Below are 19,119 nucleotides of genomic sequence, written 5' to 3' on the forward strand. Positions count from 1 at the left end.
GTTACAGCATTTGATAGAAATAGGGGATCACCCGGGTGCTGAGGATGTAGATGATCAGCAGTACGACCATGGGAGAGAGATCGAGCGCGCCGAAATCGGGCATGATTCGCCGGATCGGGCGATAGATCGGGTCAGTGATCTTCTCCAGCGCCTGCCAGATGGCGCGCACCGTCTCGTTGTAAAGGTTGATCACGTTGAAGGCGAGCAGCCAGGACATGATCGCCTGCACCATGACGATCCACCAGAGAACGTTGAGCAGAACCTGGACGATCTGGATTATCAGGACCACTCACTATCTCCGCAAAGCCGGTCGTATCGATAGCGGAAAGAACCGCCCTCTAACAAGGCGGCTTAACGGCGCACCAAAGTGCCGGCACCGCGCCGGGTGAAGATTTCGAGCAACATCGCATGCGGCACGCGGCCATCGAGGATGACGGCGGCGTCGACCCCGGCTTCGACTGCGGCGACGCAGGTCTCGAGCTTCGGGATCATGCCGCCGCTGATCGTGCCGTCGGCGCGCAGTTCGGCAATCGCCGCCGGGTCGAGATCCGTCAGCAGCTTGCCCTGCTTATCGAGCACGCCGACCACGTCAGTCAGCATGAACAGCCGGTGCGCACCGAGCGCCGCCGCGATCGCGCCGGCCATGGTGTCAGCGTTGATATTATAAGTCTGGCCGTCAGCCCCGATCGCGATCGGCGCGACCACCGGGATAATACCGGCGCTCGACAAGGTGTCGATGATCCGCCGATCGACGCCGACAGGCTCGCCGACGAAACCGAGATCGACATGGCGCTCGATCCCCTGCAGCCGGTCCGGCGTGTTGCGGCCGACCTTCTCGGCCGTGACGAAGCCGCCATCCTTGCCCGAAATCCCAACCGCACGGCCGCCGGCCTGGCCGATCCAGCCGACGATCTCCTTGTTGATCGAGCCGGCCAGGACCATTTCGGCGATCTGCGCCGTCTCGGCATCAGTGACGCGAAGCCCGTCGACGAAGCGCGATTCGACCCCGAGCCGCTTCAGCATCGCACCGATCTGCGGCCCGCCGCCATGGACGACGACTGGATTGATGCCGACCGCCTTCATCAGCACGACGTCTTCGGCGAAGTCTCGCGCCGCCTCGGGATCGCCCATGGCGTGGCCGCCATATTTCACGACGAAGGTCGCGCCGGCATAACGCTGCATATAGGGCAGCGCCTCGACGAGCGTCTCTGCCTTGGCGAGCAGGGCGGGATCGGGAGAGTGATCGGTCATGGCGTGCCCCTTACCGATATCATCGGCGGGGTGAAAGCGCATTACCCTCTCCCTTCGGGAGAGGGTTGAAGCTCAGTTCGTCTTCGCGTCCAGCTTGCGGCCGAACCAGACGAAGAAGGTGATGAGGAACGGCACCAGCACGATCGACAGCACCACCTTGGCGAGCATCTGACCGCCCATCAGCGCGAGAATCGGCCGCTCTCCGTAGAAGGAGATAGAGATAAACAGCACCGTATCGACCACCTGCGACACCACACTCGCCACCATGCCACGCAGCCAGAGCAACTTGCCTGTGCCCTGCCGCAGTTTGGAGAAGATGAAGATGTTCAATGTCTGCGAGGTGCCGTAGGAAATCAGCCCGGCGATCATCATCCGTGCGCTCTGCCCGACAACGATCGGGAAAGCCTCGATCGCGGGTGGATACATGCCCGGGTCCGTCGGCAGCCTGAGCACGAGTTGGATCAGGAGCGCCGAGACGATCAGCGGCACGAAACCGATCCGGACGAGCAGATCTCCCGCTCCCCGCCCATGCAACTCAGTGACGGCGCTGCCCATCACCACCAGCAGCAGGAAGCCGAAGATCCCGGCCTCGACCGCGAGTGGACCGAGAGCGACCTGCTTCACCCCGAGCACGCCCGCGATGCAGACCATGCCGCCATAGAAGATCGAATAGACGAAGAGCGAGCGCGGGATCGCGGGACTGGTCTGGTTCATCAGCCTGACGCTACCGCGTTTCACCCCGGCGTCAATCGCGCGCGTTTTGCCGTCTGCATCCGTCTCCGGACGACCTGATCCGCGGCACCCGCAATTTTCTTGCGCAACAGGCGGGAAAACTGCGAAGCTGCGGCAAATTTGGGGGCGTACACACGCAATGAGTCATTTTCCCATCGGCATCATCGGGATCATCGTTATCCTGGGAATCGCGTTCGCGCTGTCGAACAACCGCAAGGCGATCCGCCCGCGCGTCGTCGGCGCTGCCTTCCTGCTCCAGGCGGGCATCGCGTTCCTCGTACTCTATGTGCCACAGGGCAAGTCAGTCCTGGAATTCCTGTCGGGCGGCGTCGCCAATCTGCTTGGCTATGCCAATGCCGGCACGAGTTTCCTGTTCGGCAGCCTCGCCGCAAACCCGCTCGGCAAGAATTTCGCGATCCAGGCGCTGCCAGTGATCATCTTCTTCGCCAGCCTGGTTTCGATCCTCTATTATCTCGGCATCATGCAGCTGGTCGTGCGCTGGCTCGGCGGCGCGATCGAGTTCGTGATCGGCGTGTCCAAGGTCGAATCGCTTTGCGCGGCGGCGAATATCTTTGTCGGCCAGAGCGAGTCGCCGCTCGTCATCCGCCCCTATCTCGCCAGCCTCACCCCGGCCCAGCTCTTCACGGTGATGACCAGCGGCATGGCGGGCGTCGCCGGCACCATCCTCGCGGCCTATGCTTCGATGGGAATCCAGATCGAATATCTGCTCGCGGCGAGCTTCATGGCGGCACCGGGTGGCATCCTGATGGCCAAGATCATCATGCCCGATGTCAAGGAGGCGCCGTTCGACCAGCTTCCGCTCGGCGACAATCCCGAAGAGGAAGTGATCAAGATCGCCGAGGCCAGCCACGACGAGGAAAAGCCGGCCAATATCATCATGGCGGCGGCGCAGGGTGCGCAGACCGGCGTGCGGCTCGCCGTCGCGGTCGGGGCAATGGTGCTTGCCTTCGTCGCGCTGGTCGCGCTCGCCAACGGCTTGCTCGGCGGCGTCGGCGCGTGGTTCGGCTATCCGACGCTGAGCTTCCAGGGGCTGCTCGGCTATGTGTTCGCGCCGCTCATGTATCTGCTCAATGTGCCGTGGAACGAGGCGCAGATTGTCGGCGGCCTGTTCGGCCAGAAGATCGTGCTCAATGAGTTCGTCGCCTATATCTCGCTCGGCGCGCAAAAGGGCCTGTCGCATCACACCGTCGCGGTCGTCACCTTTGCGCTGTGCGGCTTTGCCAATTTTTCGTCGATCGCGATCCAGATGGCAGTGACGGGCAGCCTTGCCCCGAACCAGCGGCCGATGATCGCCAAGCTTGGCCTGCGGGCGCTGGCGGCGGGGAGCCTCGCCAACCTGATGAGCGCTGCGCTGGCCGGGCTGCTGATCAGCTGACCGAGAGGCAAAGAAGTTTCGAGTTGCAAATGGGAGGGGACGGAAGCGGGCGGGCCGCGACGGGATCATTGATCCCGATCGCGACCCGATTGAGGGAAGAATTTACGCCGACTTGTCAGGTCGTTATGCCAAAGGACATGTCGTATTAGGGTGCTTTCTTCCGAGCGGCACTAGAGCAAAGCCGAGGTAAGGCAGGTCAATTGCTGCGGAACCAAGTCGCTGTGCTCCCTACACACCGCCACGTCGCTACTTGCCCTGCAGTTGCAGTCGTGAAGGGCGAATTCACGGTGCCGGCGGTTGCGTTCATGGTGAGTGCCGTAATGTCTCGTGTCGTCGAGAATCCAGCACGCTTGCCATCATAAAGCGCCGAGCAGGTCGGCAATGTGATCGTGAGTGTTGCAAGGCTGTTGGATGGATTGAGTATCGCCACATCCTGACGATCGCCAATCGTCACCGAAGTTCCGGCCAGTGGGACCGCGTAATTATAGGTAACCTGTTGAATCGGAAGATCGACGATGACGGCCTTCACCGCACTACCGAAACCAATCTGATAATAAGGAACTGAATTATTATCTTTCAACGCGAAGATTGCGTAGCTGTTGGGAGTTCCGGTGCTCTGATCGAATCGGGAGCTGACCAGGCTGCCAACCGCGCCATTTACTACCTTGAAGATAGTATCGGAATTCTGATCGATTTCCATTCCATAGCTGGCCCCCGCTGTTGACGGGTTAAAAGTGCCCAAGCCCAGCTTCGACGTCCACTGCGTGTACCCCACCCCACTACCGGTCGAAAACTGCCAATAGGGCGAGCCTGCGTTATCCTTGAGCGCCGCAATGGCATATGCGTTTGGCGTTCCGGTTGACCAATCATACCGCGCAGCCGCATTTGTCCCGGTGGCACCATTGGCGACCTTGAATATTGTATCCGTATTCTGATCGACGCGCATGCCGGAATGAGCGCCGTCAACAGCCGGGTTGAACGTTCCAATCGAAAGGCGAGGGGCGTTGGTGAGTGCAGCACCCCCTGGATCGGAAATCCAGGTCGAGTTGATATAGTTGGTGACGAAGTTCACGGCACGGATATTTGCCGCTCCCGATGCAATGTTGAGACAGTTGGAAGCCCTGGCGCTCCCGCCGAACTCCTCGCAAACAATGTTCGTGAAACTGCTGTCCTGGGCAGTCGATGCAAGCTGGATTACTGGGTATAGATTCGTGCCTGCGTAGCTGGTCGTGAAAAATTGCACGTTATCGAGCTGGGTTCCACGGCACTCGGAATAGAGACCGGACTTGCGACTGTCTCCGATACGTGTGTTCGAGATCATCAAACCGCGCGTGATGGTCCCGGCAGTGTCGGCGTAGCAGGCAACCGCATAATCATCTGCATTGCCGTTGCTGCCGGCAAGGTTAGTGATATCCGAACCTGTGATGCGAAATTCGTAACCGGCTTCGATCGACAAGGCTCGTGTCTTGAATCCTTCGAGCTCAAGGTCGTGTATGTTGAGAAAAGAAGGGGCAAAGCTTGAACTCGCGACAGGATTGACCACCCGGATGCCATAATTCATGTGGAGGATGCGCAAGCTTGAACCGCCAGCGGTATTCGCGAGGCCACTCCACATCCAGCCCGTGGCATTCGACCACTGGCCATCGATCACGACATCATTAAAGGTCAACACATCCGAGCGGGATGAACCATCCGCTGGGGCGTGCCAGTAAATTCCATAGTCCGAAGCTGGTTGATTGACGACGATCGTGGCATGCTCCAGCGTGACACTATTGGTGTTTGTTTCGACGTCGACTCCGCGAACCATGTTCTCCAAATCGACATGTTGGACCAGCGTGCGGTAACTGTTATAAATATGCAGCCCGGCACCACCCGTCTTGCCGCTCCCCCACACGCCAAGATCACGGATCACGTTATCGCGGATACCCGAGCCAGTTGCCTGACCGATCACGATACAGTCGCTGGACCCATTGGCACAATTGATGAAAGTTCCTTGAGTTGTATCTCCGACCAACCCAACAAAACTGCTGGTGATTCTCAGCGGAGCACCGGTAAGCTGATAGGGAGACTTTTGTCCGGAGAAATGGACCATCACCCCGCCAAAGCTTACGCTTGCAGTCGCCTGGGCTGCGTTGATGGCTGCCTGTGCGCAGGTCGATATGTTCGAGGCGATTTCCGCCGCCGTACAGTAATCCGTGATCTCGAACTGAGTTTGATAAGCAACCTTTCTATTTTGTCCGTCGACAAGTGTATCGCCCGCTTGAATCTCCTGAAATGTCCCCATTTTGTTGACGACTGGTTTTACCGATTGCGCGAACGCGGTGCCATGCAGCCCCACCAGTGCGGCCGCAAATCCTATATATTTCAATTTTCTATCCTCTGAATGGGTCAGGGCCGCCCTAGTTCCAGGACGACCTGATTTTTCTACAGCTCGCGTGGCTGCAGTTGAATCAACGGTGCCCTCGCCCCTGTCGAACCAGATCATCGCACACGCCTGACTTGCCTCAGTGTGCTGGCATTTTCGTTGGCCAAAGGAAATCTCTGCTGTGCATCAGCATGTTGAGCCGAGCGGCCTGGTCACCTCTTTGGGCTTCCGCCGGCCGGGTTGCTGATCAGCTGACGGCCGCCGCGCGGGCGGCCCGCCCTTCGCAGCGATCGGCGTAGCGGTGGTGCAGCCACCGGACGAGCTGGGCGGTGCCGATCAGCAGCACGAGGCCGGCGGCGGCGATCGGGATCAGGCGGCTGACGGACAAGCCGCCGAGCAGGCGCTCGATCCCGCCGCCGAAACCATAGCCGATGCCGGTGAACAGCGTCCCCCAGATTGCAGCCGAAAGGGCGTTGAGCAGGACGAAGATGCGGGTCCGGATATGCGTCGTGCCGATCGCGGCTGGACTGACTGTCCGGAGGCCATAGAGGAAGCGGAAGCCGATCACGAACAGGGTCGGATGATGCTCGAACGTCACCAGCGCCTTGGCGAAGGCGGGCTTCGCGGTCATGGCGCGAACGCGGCGGTTCTCGCGGAAATAGCGACCGGCGGCGAAGAACAGCTGGTCGGCAACGCACGAACCGAGGGAGGCGGCGAGGATCGCGCCCCATAACGGGATCAGGTGCCGGTGGGCGAGAACGCCGCCGGCGATGACTGACGTTTCGCCTTCGATACCGGCGCCGAGGAAGATCGCGGCGAGGCCGTAGCGGGCAACAAGGGTTTCGATCGCCATTGGCCGAAGGATGCCCGGTAAGGCGGCTTGTGACCAGACTTGTGGCGAGGAATGCGCGGGGCGGTTCACTCCTATTCCTCCCCTGCACGGGGAGGAACAGGTTCTTCCGGTCCGCCCTTTGTCTCGAAGAGCCGCCCCAGCTATCATGTGATCGAGCCTATTGGGGGAATCGATGCGCTACGCCCGGATGCCGATCGAGATCGAATCGCCCGAAGAGTTCGGATATGGGCGGATCCGCTACAACCTCTCCGAAAGCTCGGTCGCGGATCGCAGCATCGCCGGCCTCGGACTCACCATCCCCGACCTGATCTTGCTCTATGGCGAGCATCGCGGCGGTGCCGAACTGCGGCGCTTGATCGCCGAGACGAGCGGCGGTGTTGCCGCTGACGACGTGCTGGTCACGGTCGGCGCGGCGGGCGCCCTGTTCATCATCGCGACCGCCTTGCTTGCACCCGACGATCATCTCGTCGTGATCCGACCCAATTATGCCACCAACCTCGAGACGCCGCGCGCGATCGGCTGCGACGTCACGCATATTGATCTGAGCTTTGAGTCCGGTTTCACGATTGACCCCAAAGCGATCGAGGCGGCGATCACGCCGCATACGCGGATGGTCAGCATCACCTGCCCGCACAACCCGACCGGCACGATGCTGGACGAGGGCGAGTTGGGGGCGTTGGTCGCGCTCACCAAAGCGCATGGTTGCATCCTCTTGGTCGACGAAACCTATCGCGACCTGTCGTTCGACGGTCCCTTGCCCTTAGCGGCGTCGCTCGGCGACCATGTCATCAGCGTGGCATCGCTTTCGAAGGCCTATGGCGTTCCCGGCATCAGGATCGGCTGGATCGTCACCCGCGACACAGCTTTGCAAGAGCGCTTCCTCGCCGCGAAGGAGCAGATCGCCATCTGCGGCAGCGTTGTGGATGAATGGATCGCCGAGCAGATCCTCGCCAGGCGAGACGTCCTGCTGATCCCGACCCTTGCCGAAATGCGCCGTCGTCGCGACCGCGTCACCGAATGGATGGCCGGCGAGGAATTGCTGGAATGGGTGCCGCCACAGGGTGGCGTGGTCTGCTTCCCGCGCATGCGCGTCGAACCACGCGGCGGCACCAAGGGCTTCTACCAGCGGCTGCTCGAAGAGCATGGCTGTTATGTCGGGCCGGGCCATTGGTTCGAACGGCCCGACACGCATTTCCGCCTCGGCTATGGCTGGCCGACCGCCGAGGAACTGGAAGGCGGATTGAAGGCAATCTCCGCCGCGTTGCGCGACTGAGGACCTACCAGACGCGCACCCGGTCCGCCGGCGCCAGATAGAGCTTGTCGCCCGGCTTCACATTGAAGGCCGCATACCAGGGATCGAAATTGCGGACGATGCCATTCACCCGGTACATCTCCGGGCTGTGCGGATCGGACAGCAATTGTGCCCGCAGCGCATTCTCGCGCGCCTTGCCCTGCCAGCTCTGCGCATAGGCGATGAAGAAGCGCTGGTCGCCGGTGAAGCCGTCAATCACCCGCGGCTCGCCGTGGCGCGAGACATAGCGGCGATAGGCTGAATAGGCAGCTTCGAGCCCGCCCAGATCAGCGAGGTTTTCGCCGAGCGTAAGCTGGCCTTTGATATGCGTGCCGGGGATCGGCTCATAGGCATCGAACTGCTTGACCAGCATCTGGGCATGGACGGTGTATTTGTCAGCCGCATCCTTGGTCCACCAGTCGCGCAACCGGCCCTGTGCGTCATATTGCCGGCCTTCATCGTCGAAGCCATGCCCCATCTCATGGCCGATCGTAGCACCGGTCTCGCCATAATTGACCGCCGGATCAGCCGCCGGATCGAAGAAGGGCGGCTGCAGGATCGCGGCCGGGAAGGTCACCTGGTTCATCGTCGGATCGTAATAGGCATTCACTGTCTGCGGGGTCATGTCCCACAGGCTGCGATCGACCGGCTTGCCGAGTCGTGAGAGCTGGAGCTGCCAGTCGAATATGTTCGCGTTGACCGCATTGGCGAGCGGATCGGTACGGCTGATCGCCATCTTGCCATAGTCGATATAGGTCGCGGGGTGGCCGATCCGCGGATCGAAGGCTGCGAGCTTGATCAGCGCCTCCTTGCGGGTCGGAGCGTCCATCCAGGGCGCGTGGTTGATCTTGTCGGCATAGGCAGCGCGCAGATCAGCGATGAGTTCCTGGGTCTGGCGATCGGTGTCGGCTGACCAGTGATGCGCGACATAAAGCCGGCCGACCGCTTCGCCGAGCGCGCCGTCGAGCAGCCGTACGCCGCGCTTCCAGCGTTCCGACTGGGTCGGCACGTCGTTCAGCGTCTTGCTGTAGAAACCGAAGCGGGCATCGTCGAACGCCTTGGGCAGGAACTGCGCATGATCGCTGACGAAGCGGAAGGCGAGATAGTCCTTCCAGGTTTCGAGCGGCACATCGGCGATTCGCGCGCCTGCCGCGGCGACTGCGCTCGGCTCGCGCACAACGACGGTCGGCATCGCCGCGAGGCCGAGATGATCGAGCGTCGCCGGCCAGTCGAATTGCGGCGCGAGCTCGGCGAGCTTTGCCCGGTCCATCGGGTTGTAGGTGGCCTTGGGATCGCGGCGCCGCTCGGGCGTCCATTGATCCTGCGATAGCTGAGTCTCGAGCGCGATGATCCGGTCAGCCTTGGCGGCCGCGTCCGGGATGCCGGCAAGCTGCTGGATGGCGATGATATAGTCGCGGTACGCCTTGCGGATTCCGACATATTTCTCGCCGGGCAGCAGATAGTAATCGCGGGTCGGCAGGCCGAGCCGGGCCTGGCCGGTGGTGACGGTATAGCGGGTGGGATCGGCTTCGTCGGCCGAAATGCCGATCCGGATCGGCGCTGCGAAAGCAGGGTCGGCCATCAGCTGGACCAGCGCTTCGCGGCTGTTCACCGCCGAAACCTTTGCCAGCCACGGCGTCAGCGGCGCGAGGCCTCGCGCCTCGATGCCGGCCTGATCCATCCAGGCCGCATAGAAATCGCCGATCTGGCGGACATAAGGCTCGGGGTTGGGCTGACGCAGGGCATCCTCGACCAGACCGCGCACATCCTTCTCAGCGAGATCGGGGAGGTCGTAATTATAGCCGGCGCGCGAGCGGTCCTCAGGGATCGGCGCGCTCTTCAGCCAGCTGCCTTCCGCAAAGCCGAAGAAATCATCGCCTGGCTTCGTGCCCTTGTCCATCGTCGCATAGTCGACGCCCCAGGCGCCATATTTTGGCTTGGCCTTTTGCGCAGGCGCCGAGATCGCGCTCGACGCGAGGCCGACGCTCGAGGCGCCGAGCAACAGGATGATGGCGAGTCGTGAAATGCGCATGGGAAGCCCTCCAGTGTATTGGTGAGCTATCACGCGCCCTGAATGCCCGCAATCGGCGAAGCCGCGTCAGCCTGCCCTTGCGATTAGCGCTGGAAGATGCGGGAGCAGGTCCCGCGCAAGGAAGCCGATCGGCCCACTCGCCGCGGCGGCGGCTTCACCCGCCGAGCCGTGCAGCCAGACGCCCCAGCCTGAAGCCACTACGGGCTCGACGCCGCGGGCAAGCAGCCCTCCGATAATGCCTGCGAGCACGTCTCCGGACCCCGCCGTACCGAGGCCAGGCGCCTTGCTCGTGTAGCGAAGCAGCTCACCCGACGGATCGGCGATAATGGTTTCAGCCGATTTGAGCACCACGACCGAACCGAAGCGCGTTGCGGCGTCGGAAGCTGCCCAGGCCGGGTCGGCGGCGACGGCTTGCTTCTCGATCTCCAGCATTGTCGCAAGCTCACCGTGATGGGGTGTGAGAACGCCGCGGCCTGCCACCACCCGCAGGCGTTCGACGTTGGATCGGACTGCCGTCATCGCCCCTGCATCGAGCAGGAACGGAGTACTTTTCTCCAGGCTTTCCAGCAGATCGAAAACGAGTCTGGCGGTTTGCGGGCGCTCCCGCATGGCCGGCCCTATGATGAGCGTGCTGCACCGCTCCAGACGCGGCCGGAGACTCTGCGCACCGCCGGCCAGTTCGCCCTGATCGTCGGCCGGCAATGGCACGACCGCCGCCTCGGGGAACAGCATGCCGAGCGGGAGAGCAGCCTGCTCGACGGTCGCGATCTGCAGCTTGCCCGCGCCACCTCGAAGAATTGCCTCCCCGGTGAGGCGCAGTGCACCGGGCACGACAGTCGATCCGCCAACCAGCACGGCGCGACCGCGCTCCTCTTTATCCAGGCCCTCAATGGTGGGCAGGGGATGCGCGTCGAGCCAGCCCTTGTCTATTGCACGTGTGGCGATCATCCGCGGACCGCCACTGGCGGATCCTTCGCGCGCGTGACGGGCACGACGTCATCGATTGCGGTCAGATCATTGTACCGCTTCAGAACCAGGCCGCCTTGTTTGCCGGCAGCCGGATCGAAGCGATATTCCGTCACTGAGCAGTTCGCTACATCGCCCTCGGCGTCGATCGCGAGGATCTGCGCCTCGTCCAGATGCTCGAGGATATAGCGCAGGCACAACACAACGACCTGATGGGCGACGATCAGAACACGCTGCCCGGCATAATGCAGCGATATCGTGTCGAGCAGCGAGCGCAGACGCAGGATCACGTCGCACCAGCTCTCTCCGCCCGGCGGGCGATGATAAAATTTGCCGAGCAGCGCACGGAACGCCGCCTGATCCGGAAAGCTGTTGCGCACCCCGATCGTTGTGAGCCCGTCAAGAATCCCGAATTCCTTTTCGCGCAACCGCTCGTCCGCGCACAGTGGTTCGGCCGGATCAATGCCGCCGGCGGAGCGGATCAGCTCGGCGGTCCGCACCGCCCGGGCATAAGGCGAGACCAGCACCGCTTCGGGCCGCTGCTCAGGCGAGGCGGCGAACCACTCACCGAGCGCCAGTGCCTGGCGCTCGCCAAGCGGGCTCAGCGGGATATCGACATCGCGTGCATCGAGCGCGATGCGATCGAGTTGCGCGTCCATCGCAGCATCGCGTGCTACATTTCCTGCGCTCTGCCCGTGGCGGACGATCCAGAGAATGGCCGGCCACCGCTTCGTCGACACATCCACCGCGCAATCCTTCCAAGCGGCTCCTCCCAACGCCAGATCCGGCATGGCGTTCCGCCCGCGTCACGCCGCCAGTGCGGTGACGAGCGCCTTTGCAAGGTCTCGCTGGTGGAAGGGTTTGCCGAGCTTCAGGATGTTCTGGTCAGCGCCTGGGGGGAGCTCGCCATAGCCGGTCGCGAGCACGATCGGCATGTCGGGGCGCGCCTGTTTGATGCTGGCAATGAGCTGGACACCGGTCATCGCGGGCATCGCCTGATCAGTGATGACAAGGTCGATCCCCGGCTCACGCTGGAGGATATCGAGCGCCTCGGCACCTGAATTGGCCTCAAGCGCCAGATGGCCGAGATCCTCCAGCAGCGCGGCCGTATTCATCAGGACCAGCACGTCGTCATCGACCACCAGCACCTTGAGGGGACGGCCCGCGCTGGAAGCGACGGGAACGGTCTCGAAGATCACCGCCGGCTCCGGCGGTGCATCGGCCGTCGGCAGCCAGAGATCGGCAACAGTCCCCTCACCCATGCGGCTTTCGAGCAGGAGCCGCCCTCCCGATTGTCCGGCAAGCCCATGAACCATCGACAGGCCGAGGCCAGTGCCTTTGCCCACCCCCTTGGTGGTGAAAAAGGGCTCCATGGCGCGCGCCAGCGTCTCGGCATCCATGCCCGAACCGGTGTCGGATACGCACAGGCTTACATAATTGCCGGGCGCCAGCCCTTCGGAATCATCGGGCCTGACGATGCGATCGCGCGCCGCAATGGTGATCGTCCCGCCTTCCGGCATGGCATCGCGCGCATTCACCACCAGGTTCAGCAGCGCCATTTCAAGCTGGTTCGCATCCGCGATGATGGTGCCCAGGGTCAGCGGGAAGCGCGTCTCGATGGTGTAGGCGGGGCCGAGCGACCGCGACAGGAGATCGGTCATGCCGCGCACCAGGGTCGGGATGTCAACTCGCTCGGGCTTCAGGTCCTGCCGGCGCGCAAAGGCGAGCATGCGCTGAGTCAGGGTCGTGCCGCGCTCGACCGCATGGACGGCATTCTCGAGCAGGCGCAGCGCCTGAGGATCGGCCGGCAGGCGCTTCTGGAGCAGGGTAAGGCTGCTCAACGCAGCCATCAGCAGATTGTTGAAATCATGCGCGATGCCGCCGGTCAGCTGGCCGATCGCGTCCATCTTCTGGGACTGGGCAAGCGCCTCGCGTGTGCGCTCGACCTCGCGCTGGGCCTCTTCGCGCTCGGTCACATCGCGCGTGATCTTCGCAAAGCCGATCAGCTCGCCAAGATCGTTACGGATCGGATCGATGACGACGCTTGCCCGGAATCGCGTGCCGTCCTTGCGGACCCGCCATCCTTCCCTGGTGTAGCGGCCCTCCCGCTCGGCGGTTTCGAGCGCGCGGCGCGGCTCGCCCGCAGCCCGGTCTTCCTCGGTATAAAAGAGGGAGAAATGCTCGCCGATGATCTCGTGGGGAAGATAGCCCTTGATGCGTTCGGCACCGATATTCCAGGTCGCGACCCGCCCATCCGGATTGAGCATGTAGATCGCATAGTCGGTGACGCCCTGAACCAGCCGGCGGAACTGTTCCTCGCTCTGCCGCAGGCTTTCCTGCGCACGGACCCGCTCGGTCAGGTCGCGCGTGATCTTGGCGTATCCGATGAGCACGCCCTCGGCATCGCGGATCGGGTCGATCACGACATGTGCCCAGAAACGCTCGCCATTCTTGCGGACACGCCAGCCTTCGGCCTCGAACACGCCCGCCCGTGCCGCCGTCGCCAGTGCGCGCTCGGGGAGGCCAGCCGCGCGATCTTCCTCCGTGTAGAAACGGGAGAAATGCTCGCCGATGATTTCGTTGGCGCTGTACCCCTTGAAACGCCGCGCCCCGGCATTCCAGTTGGCGACGCAGCCGCCCAGATCAAGCATATAGATGGCATAGTCGGTTATCGACTCGACCAGCATCCGATAACGGCCCTCGTCCGTCAGCGACGCGTCGAATCGCTGCATCACATCCGTCAAGAAAAGCCTCCCGTTCCGCCCCACCAGTCAGCCGACGGGTTCATTGAGTTGTCATAACACGGGACGGGGCGCTGACGTTCCGCGCGTACGGCGAGGTTCCGCCGAACCTGCCTGCGCTGTGGCGTTAGGGATACATCGCGACAGCAATTGCCGAAGACATTGCAGATGCCTGCCAAGGCCGGAATGATGGCGACGACATAAGGAACCGCACCGCGAGCCGAGCGCTTTTGCGGCGGCGCCCGACTGCGCCCATGAGGAATTGAACTCGCACGCCGGGCGGATCGCCGGCAACCGACAAGGGAGACCGCGCTTGAATCAGGCGACCAGCATCAGGGAAACGGCCAGGTCCGCCGTCAGCCCCTTCGTTCTCGAGCTCCAGGCAGCCCTACGGGGCGAGACGATGAAGCCCATCGCCACGTTCGGCCTTGGCGACCTGACCGTCGATGTGAGGCAGTCGGCGGATGACGTCTGGGCGATCGTCAGAAGGCCGGGCAAGGGCGGGGTGGCGCTCCGCGTTGCGCACGCGCCGGGCGGCATATCGGCGCGCGTACGCGGCAGCCAGATCGGGGAAGCCTTGCGGCTCGAGCTCGACAGCGTCCTGGGGCGCCATAGCGTTGCGCTCCGCGTTGACGGTGACGACCTTCATCGCCTGCGGACCATTGTCACGCTGACACCGTCGGCGCCCATTCTCGTACCATTCCTGCCGCGCGATCTGTATCCGCTCGACGAACGCGACGATCCGATGGGCGCGGGCGGCCATGTCGAGGCGGCGCAGCGCGGGGTGAACAGCGGCCTTCTCTATCTGCACATGAAGGAACCCGCGTTCGGCAGCCTGCTCTATTTCCAGCAACTCACCTCGATGAACGACTATTACCGCGCGACGAAGACGAAGCCCGACGGCTCGGTTGGCGGCGAATGGCCCGAGCTCGGCTATCTTCCACCTACCCCGCCACAGAGCGGGACGCCGCCGACCGATCCGTTGCCGGCGGGCGTAGAGATCACGCTGTCCGACTCCATCATGGTCTTTCGCGACGAGCCGGCGGCGCACGAACGGGAATCGGCACGCCTGTTCGTGCAGATGCTGGGTGCAGCCTATACGGCGCTCGATCTGCCCTATACCGAATATCGCGATTGGGTCGGCCGCGCCGAGCGGACACTGGCCGATCTCGAGACGTCACCAAAGGCAACGGTACGCCATTATGGCCATGTCTATGCCCATCCCTATACCGACGCGGAATATCCCGACAGCATGGTCCAGCTCTCATTGCTGGGCGCCATGCGGCGCTACGGCGCATGGCGGGCAAAGCCGGCGAAGCTCGATGCCAGTTTCTTGCGCGGCCTGAGCCGGTTCTACGATGCGAAGCTCGGCACGATCAGGCGCTATCTGCCCAATGTCGGCGACGACAAGGACGCGGATGCTGTCGACTCATGGTATCTCTATCACCCGATGATGAACCTCGCGAACCTCGCGCTCGACGGGGACAAGGACGCGCGGGCTCTTTTCCTGAAGTCGGTCGATTTCGGCATCAAGGCCGCTCATCACTTCAACTATCGATGGCCGATCCAATACAAGGTCACCGACTTCTCGGTGATCACCAAGGTCGCCGATGCCGACCGGCGCGGGCAGACGGACGTCGGCGGTATCTATGCCTGGGTGATGCTCCAGGCTTATGAAATGACCGATGAGGAGCGCTTCCTCCAAGAGGCTCGGGCTGCGATCGACGCGGCGCAGGGCATGCGTTTCAACCTCAACTATCAGGCAAATCTGACGGCCTGGGGCGCGGCGGCATGTCTGAGGCTGTGGCGCATCACGAACGTCGAACGCTATCGCGAGCAGAGCTATGTCTATCTCGCGAGCTTCTTCCATAATTGCGCGATTTGGGAATCCGAGATCGCGTTTGCCGCGCGATATCACAACTTCCTTGGCGCCACGTGCCTGCAGGACGCGCCCTATATGGCGATCTACGAGTGCTTCGATTCCTTCGCCGCCTTTGAATGCTATCTCCGCGACAGTGGCCCCGAGCTCGAGCCGGCGGCGCGGATGCTGATCAGCGAATATTGCAAATATGCGCTCGACCGGGCCTGGTTCTATTATCCGGACGCACTCCCGAAGGACGCGCTCGCAACCGAGAACCGCAACGGTCATATCGACCGCGGGCTCTCTTTCCCGGTCGAAGATCTGTATGTGGATGGTCAGCCCGCGGGCCAGGTCGGCCAGGAGATTTACGGCGCCGGTGCTGCGCTCGTCTTTGCGAGCAGGGCGTTCCATAGCATCGAAGGCGCGCCGTTCAGGCTGTTCTGCGACCATTTCATCATGGCGATGGAGCGGACCGGCAATCGCGCGCTGAGCATCCATCTCGACGGTGGCGAGACCTGCACTGCGGGCCTGAGCCTGGTCCGATTACCACGCCGGAAGCTGACGAAATTCAAGCTGACCACGGCTGACGGGGACGCGCTGCGGCCCCATGGCAAGACGGCGGATCGCCTGGACTTTCGCGTCCCGGCTAATGGGCGCCTGATCCTCAGCTGGGAATGACGGGCTAAACAGGCATCCGAATTAGGTTCGGTCAGGGATGATCGAGCCTCGTCTCGACCCGTATCAGCGAGACGGCGGTCCGGCGGGGTTGCGTCAGCATGAAATGTACGGCGGCCGCGATATCCTCAGCGCGCAACATCTTATCCTGATTGATCAGCTCGCGTTGCTTCTCCGGTGGGAATTCCGGGTATTGGAAGTCGGCACCCGTGAAGCCCGGTTCGATCAGGCCGACCTTGATATCCTTCTCGCCAAGCTCCTTGCGCAGCGATTGCGCAAAGCCCTGTATACCCGACTTGGCCGCTATATAGATCGAGGATCCGGCCATTCGCGAGACCGCGGACATTGACCCGATGAGCACCACGTCGCTGCCCGCGCCCATGCGGCTTACCGCTGCCTTCGTTGTTCGCAGATAGGCGGTGAAGTCGGTCGCTATCTGATATTCGAGGTCTTGCTCTGTGGCCTCGCCGAGCGCGTCGGCCGGAACCGCTGCGTTGATGACCGCGATGTCGAGCCCGCCGAGATAGGCGGTGGCGGCGTCGTAGAGCCTGGCCGCCGATTCCCGCTCAGCCAGATCGATGGCGATGCCCTCACCGTTGCCGACTTCGCGAATCCGCTCGAGCGCGTCACCCAGATGGCGCGGGTCGCGACCGCAGACGAAGACCTTGGCACCTTCCGCAGCTAGCAGAACAGCGATTGCCCGGCCGATGCCCGTGGTGCCGCCGGTAATCAGCGCTCGGCGCCCGGCCAGGCTGGGTTGCTCCGTATGGGCGTCCGCGAGGTCTGGGGATTCGGCGAGAAAAGACATGATTTTCGCTCCGTTGCTTGAAGCAAAAAGCAGCGATCGGCGCCACGGTTCCCTCGGCCGGTCATGCGCCGATGTCGGGATGATCGCTTTGCGAGGTTGCGCGTTGAGGAAGCGAAGGAGACAGGCCATGTCAGAGCAAGGTGATCAACCGAACGCCAGCGAAGGGGCCGATCCATCGGCTGATATCCGCGAGCAGAATCCTGGCGCGACGACGACCGCCGATCTCGCGAACCAACCGCCCGAGGCCGGCAAGCGTCCGCCTCATGTCCCGGCCCGGTCGGGCATCGGAGCGGTGGGGACCGGCGACGGATATTCCGGGCAGGAATATGACAGCCGCGGCCAGCAGGCATGGCGGGAAGAACAGGAGAAAGGCGCGGCAGATCCGTCCGGTGAAGTGCATGGCAGCGGTGCGGGCGCCGGTGGCGGCAATGAAGGCGAGGACTATGACAGCGACAGCGCCGCCGGCGACGGCCCGATCCACACCGGCGCTGGATCGCGGGATTAGCTTCGATCTTTGGAGTGGTTATGGGCGAGGCCGTTCGCCGTTTTCGGCTCGGCCGGCGGCGTCGGCTTCGTTTTCTCAGCGATCAGGTTCACGCTCGTCGGATAGGCGAAGCTGATATCATGATCCCGGAAACGCGCGAGAATGGCTGCGGCCACCTTGTCCCGAGCGTCGGCGGGAAAATCAGTGTCACGGGATTCGAATTCGACATCATAGCTGAGTCCGTGGTCGCTGAAGCCGTTCAGGCCGCCATGGACCAGCTTGTAGCCTGAGGCCTCGACCGCGTCCCTGAGCAGCGCCGGCACTCGCTCGACCATGTCCGGCGGCGTAGCGAAGCCGAGATAGAAATCGAACTTGAAGCGATTGTGCGCGCGCCGGCTAGTGTTCAGTATCTCGAAATCGAGCAGCTTCTTGTTCGCGATGATGCGCTCTTCGCCATTGCCGCCCCGGACCCGCGTCGACTTCAGGCCGATGGCCTCGACAGTCCCCGAACCCGATCCCTTGTCGTAGGATACCGAATCGCCGAGCCGGAACGGCTTGTCGAAAATGATCGCGAGGGCGGCGAACAGGTCAGCGAAGACACCCTGTGCCGCCAGCCCGATCGCAATGCCGCCGACGCCGAGACCGGCGATCAGCCCGGTGACGTTGACGCCCAGATTGCCAAGCACCACGACCGTGGCGATGGCGAACAGCGCGATTGTCACCAGCAGCCGGATGATCCCTATCGCGCTCGCCAGTGCCTGCCCGCGCGACTCCTCCTCCATCGTACGGTGCTCGACGATGCCGAAGATCAACTCGCGCAGCCAGATCGCCGCCTGGAACACCGCGGCGATCGTGAAACCGAAATTGATCGTGGTGTGGATCGCGGGCGGCGCATCGGCATAGCCGGCGACGAGCCGTGCCGAGACGAGGATGATGAACAGATTCCCCGTCCTGGTGAGGGCGCGGCCGATAATGCTGTACCAGCTGGCGACGCCCTCGCCTCGTTTGCACAGCCTCAGGCTCCACCGACGAAGAAGATGAAGCAGCAGGAAAATGACGATGCCAATGGCGGTCGCGACCGCGATCTGAAGCCAATGCGACTGGAACCAGGCACTGGCATCCTGCGTCATCCTGCGAAGCTCGAGCGGCAAAGCGCTTGGCTGGATGGTGCCGAGGGGGTGGGTCTGATTGGTCATGGGGGCAAGAAGAGCTGGAGCCTGACAGGGTTCCATTCCGCACCCGTGGATGGAGGCAGGCGCACGGCGCGGCGGCGCTCGGATTCCGGTAGATAGCGACCCGCAAAACGCTTCGAAAAAACGCCCCGGCAGTTCTTGAAGCCGATTCCGATTTGCCTATTTTTCGGCCGCCAACGGGCGATTGTTCGCGACCCGTGTCCAAAGATGCAAACCGGAAGGAGGGATTAATGTCTGCATCTCCCATTTTCAGGAGTCCCTATGACGTGGTCACCCATCCCCAGCTCGAGCCCGAGGTGAAGCGCGCGATTCTCGCTTCCTGGGCGTCAGACGCGCATGCGGTCGACTCGCGACCCGCGCTACGTCGCCCGCCGGGCGTGAAGCGTCCGTTGCCAATCGATGACGTGCTTGCCGCACTCCGGTCGCTGGATGATCCCGGCGACCCCGGCCATTGCTGAAGGGCGCTGCGCC

At 62.8% G+C, this 19,119-nt stretch carries 16 protein-coding genes; 5 read left to right on the plus strand and 11 right to left on the minus strand.

The annotated features are described in order from the left end of the window. Position 1 precedes the first annotated feature (1 nt). The 3 genes from AC1DVS_RS01110 to AC1DVS_RS01120 form a co-directional block, all read right to left on the minus strand. Positions 2-289 carry a YggT family protein gene (locus AC1DVS_RS01110; RefSeq protein ID WP_478019489.1) on the minus strand — a complete coding sequence of 96 codons (288 nt, stop codon included), beginning with the start codon at positions 287-289 and terminating at the stop codon, positions 2-4. 62 nt (positions 290-351) lie between these two features. Further along, entirely contained in the window at positions 352-1,251 is a 900-nt protein-coding gene (gene argB, locus AC1DVS_RS01115) for an acetylglutamate kinase (protein ID WP_478019490.1), read from the minus strand. 72 nt (positions 1,252-1,323) lie between these two features. Then, positions 1,324-1,965, minus strand: a complete 642-nt coding sequence (locus AC1DVS_RS01120) for a queuosine precursor transporter (RefSeq protein WP_478019492.1) — start codon at positions 1,963-1,965, stop codon at positions 1,324-1,326. 157 nt (positions 1,966-2,122) lie between these two features. Here AC1DVS_RS01120 and AC1DVS_RS01125 point away from each other — a divergent pair, with 157 nt between their 5' ends. Next, a complete protein-coding gene (locus AC1DVS_RS01125) occupies positions 2,123-3,379 on the plus strand; it encodes a NupC/NupG family nucleoside CNT transporter (protein WP_478019493.1) in 1,257 nt (418 codons plus the stop codon). 196 nt (positions 3,380-3,575) lie between these two features. Here the strand turns inward: AC1DVS_RS01125 and AC1DVS_RS01130 are convergent, their stop codons facing one another. Together AC1DVS_RS01130 and AC1DVS_RS01135 are read right to left on the minus strand one after the other, a co-directional pair. Beyond that, positions 3,576-5,864 carry a hypothetical protein gene (locus AC1DVS_RS01130; RefSeq protein WP_478019495.1) on the minus strand — a complete coding sequence of 763 codons (2,289 nt, stop codon included), beginning with the start codon at positions 5,862-5,864 and terminating at the stop codon, positions 3,576-3,578. Positions 5,865-5,991: 127 nt separating this feature from the next. Continuing rightward, a complete protein-coding gene (locus AC1DVS_RS01135; protein WP_478019497.1) occupies positions 5,992-6,597 on the minus strand; it encodes a DedA family protein in 606 nt (201 codons plus the stop codon). Between the two features lie 172 nt (positions 6,598-6,769). Between AC1DVS_RS01135 and AC1DVS_RS01140 the strand changes: the two genes are divergently transcribed. Further along, complete coding sequence (locus AC1DVS_RS01140) at positions 6,770-7,870, plus strand: pyridoxal phosphate-dependent aminotransferase (protein WP_478019499.1); 1,101 nt, start codon at positions 6,770-6,772, stop codon at positions 7,868-7,870. Positions 7,871-7,874: 4 nt separating this feature from the next. Here the strand turns inward: AC1DVS_RS01140 and AC1DVS_RS01145 are convergent, their stop codons facing one another. From AC1DVS_RS01145 to AC1DVS_RS01160, 4 genes are all read right to left on the minus strand, one after another. Beyond that, complete coding sequence (locus AC1DVS_RS01145) at positions 7,875-9,920, minus strand: M13 family metallopeptidase (RefSeq protein WP_478019501.1); 2,046 nt, start codon at positions 9,918-9,920, stop codon at positions 7,875-7,877. Between the two features lie 66 nt (positions 9,921-9,986). Further along, positions 9,987-10,868: an NAD(P)H-hydrate dehydratase gene (locus AC1DVS_RS01150; protein WP_478019503.1), complete on the minus strand. Its 882-nt coding sequence runs from the start codon at positions 10,866-10,868 to the stop codon at positions 9,987-9,989. Beyond that, positions 10,865-11,632, minus strand: a complete 768-nt coding sequence (locus AC1DVS_RS01155; protein WP_478019505.1) for a histidine phosphatase family protein — start codon at positions 11,630-11,632, stop codon at positions 10,865-10,867. Before AC1DVS_RS01155 ends, AC1DVS_RS01150 begins: the two co-directional genes overlap by 4 nt. Before the next feature lie 60 nt (positions 11,633-11,692). Then, a complete protein-coding gene (locus AC1DVS_RS01160; protein ID WP_478021203.1) occupies positions 11,693-13,618 on the minus strand; it encodes a hybrid sensor histidine kinase/response regulator in 1,926 nt (641 codons plus the stop codon). A gap of 322 nt (positions 13,619-13,940) precedes the next feature. Here AC1DVS_RS01160 and AC1DVS_RS01165 point away from each other — a divergent pair, with 322 nt between their 5' ends. Beyond that, on the plus strand, positions 13,941-16,166 hold the full coding sequence (locus tag AC1DVS_RS01165; protein WP_478019507.1) for a hypothetical protein: 2,226 nt from the start codon (positions 13,941-13,943) through the stop codon (positions 16,164-16,166). A 31-nt stretch (positions 16,167-16,197) separates the two neighbouring features. On the opposite strand, the gene AC1DVS_RS01170 is transcribed toward AC1DVS_RS01165, so the two are convergent. Then, entirely contained in the window at positions 16,198-16,971 is a 774-nt protein-coding gene (locus AC1DVS_RS01170; protein WP_478019509.1) for an SDR family oxidoreductase, read from the minus strand. A 127-nt stretch (positions 16,972-17,098) separates the two neighbouring features. On the opposite strand from AC1DVS_RS01170, the gene AC1DVS_RS01175 reads away from it, so the two are divergent. Continuing rightward, entirely contained in the window at positions 17,099-17,476 is a 378-nt protein-coding gene (locus AC1DVS_RS01175) for a hypothetical protein (RefSeq protein ID WP_478019511.1), read from the plus strand. On the opposite strand, the gene AC1DVS_RS01180 is transcribed toward AC1DVS_RS01175, so the two are convergent. Then, a complete protein-coding gene (locus AC1DVS_RS01180) occupies positions 17,473-18,651 on the minus strand; it encodes a mechanosensitive ion channel family protein (protein ID WP_478019513.1) in 1,179 nt (392 codons plus the stop codon). The genes AC1DVS_RS01175 and AC1DVS_RS01180 overlap by 4 nt on opposite strands. Positions 18,652-18,878: 227 nt before the next feature. Here AC1DVS_RS01180 and AC1DVS_RS01185 point away from each other — a divergent pair, with 227 nt between their 5' ends. Next, complete coding sequence (locus AC1DVS_RS01185; protein WP_478019515.1) at positions 18,879-19,106, plus strand: hypothetical protein; 228 nt, start codon at positions 18,879-18,881, stop codon at positions 19,104-19,106. Positions 19,107-19,119: the final 13 nt, after the last annotated feature.

This window comes from Sphingomonas sp. P3_C5, assembly GCF_056402635.1.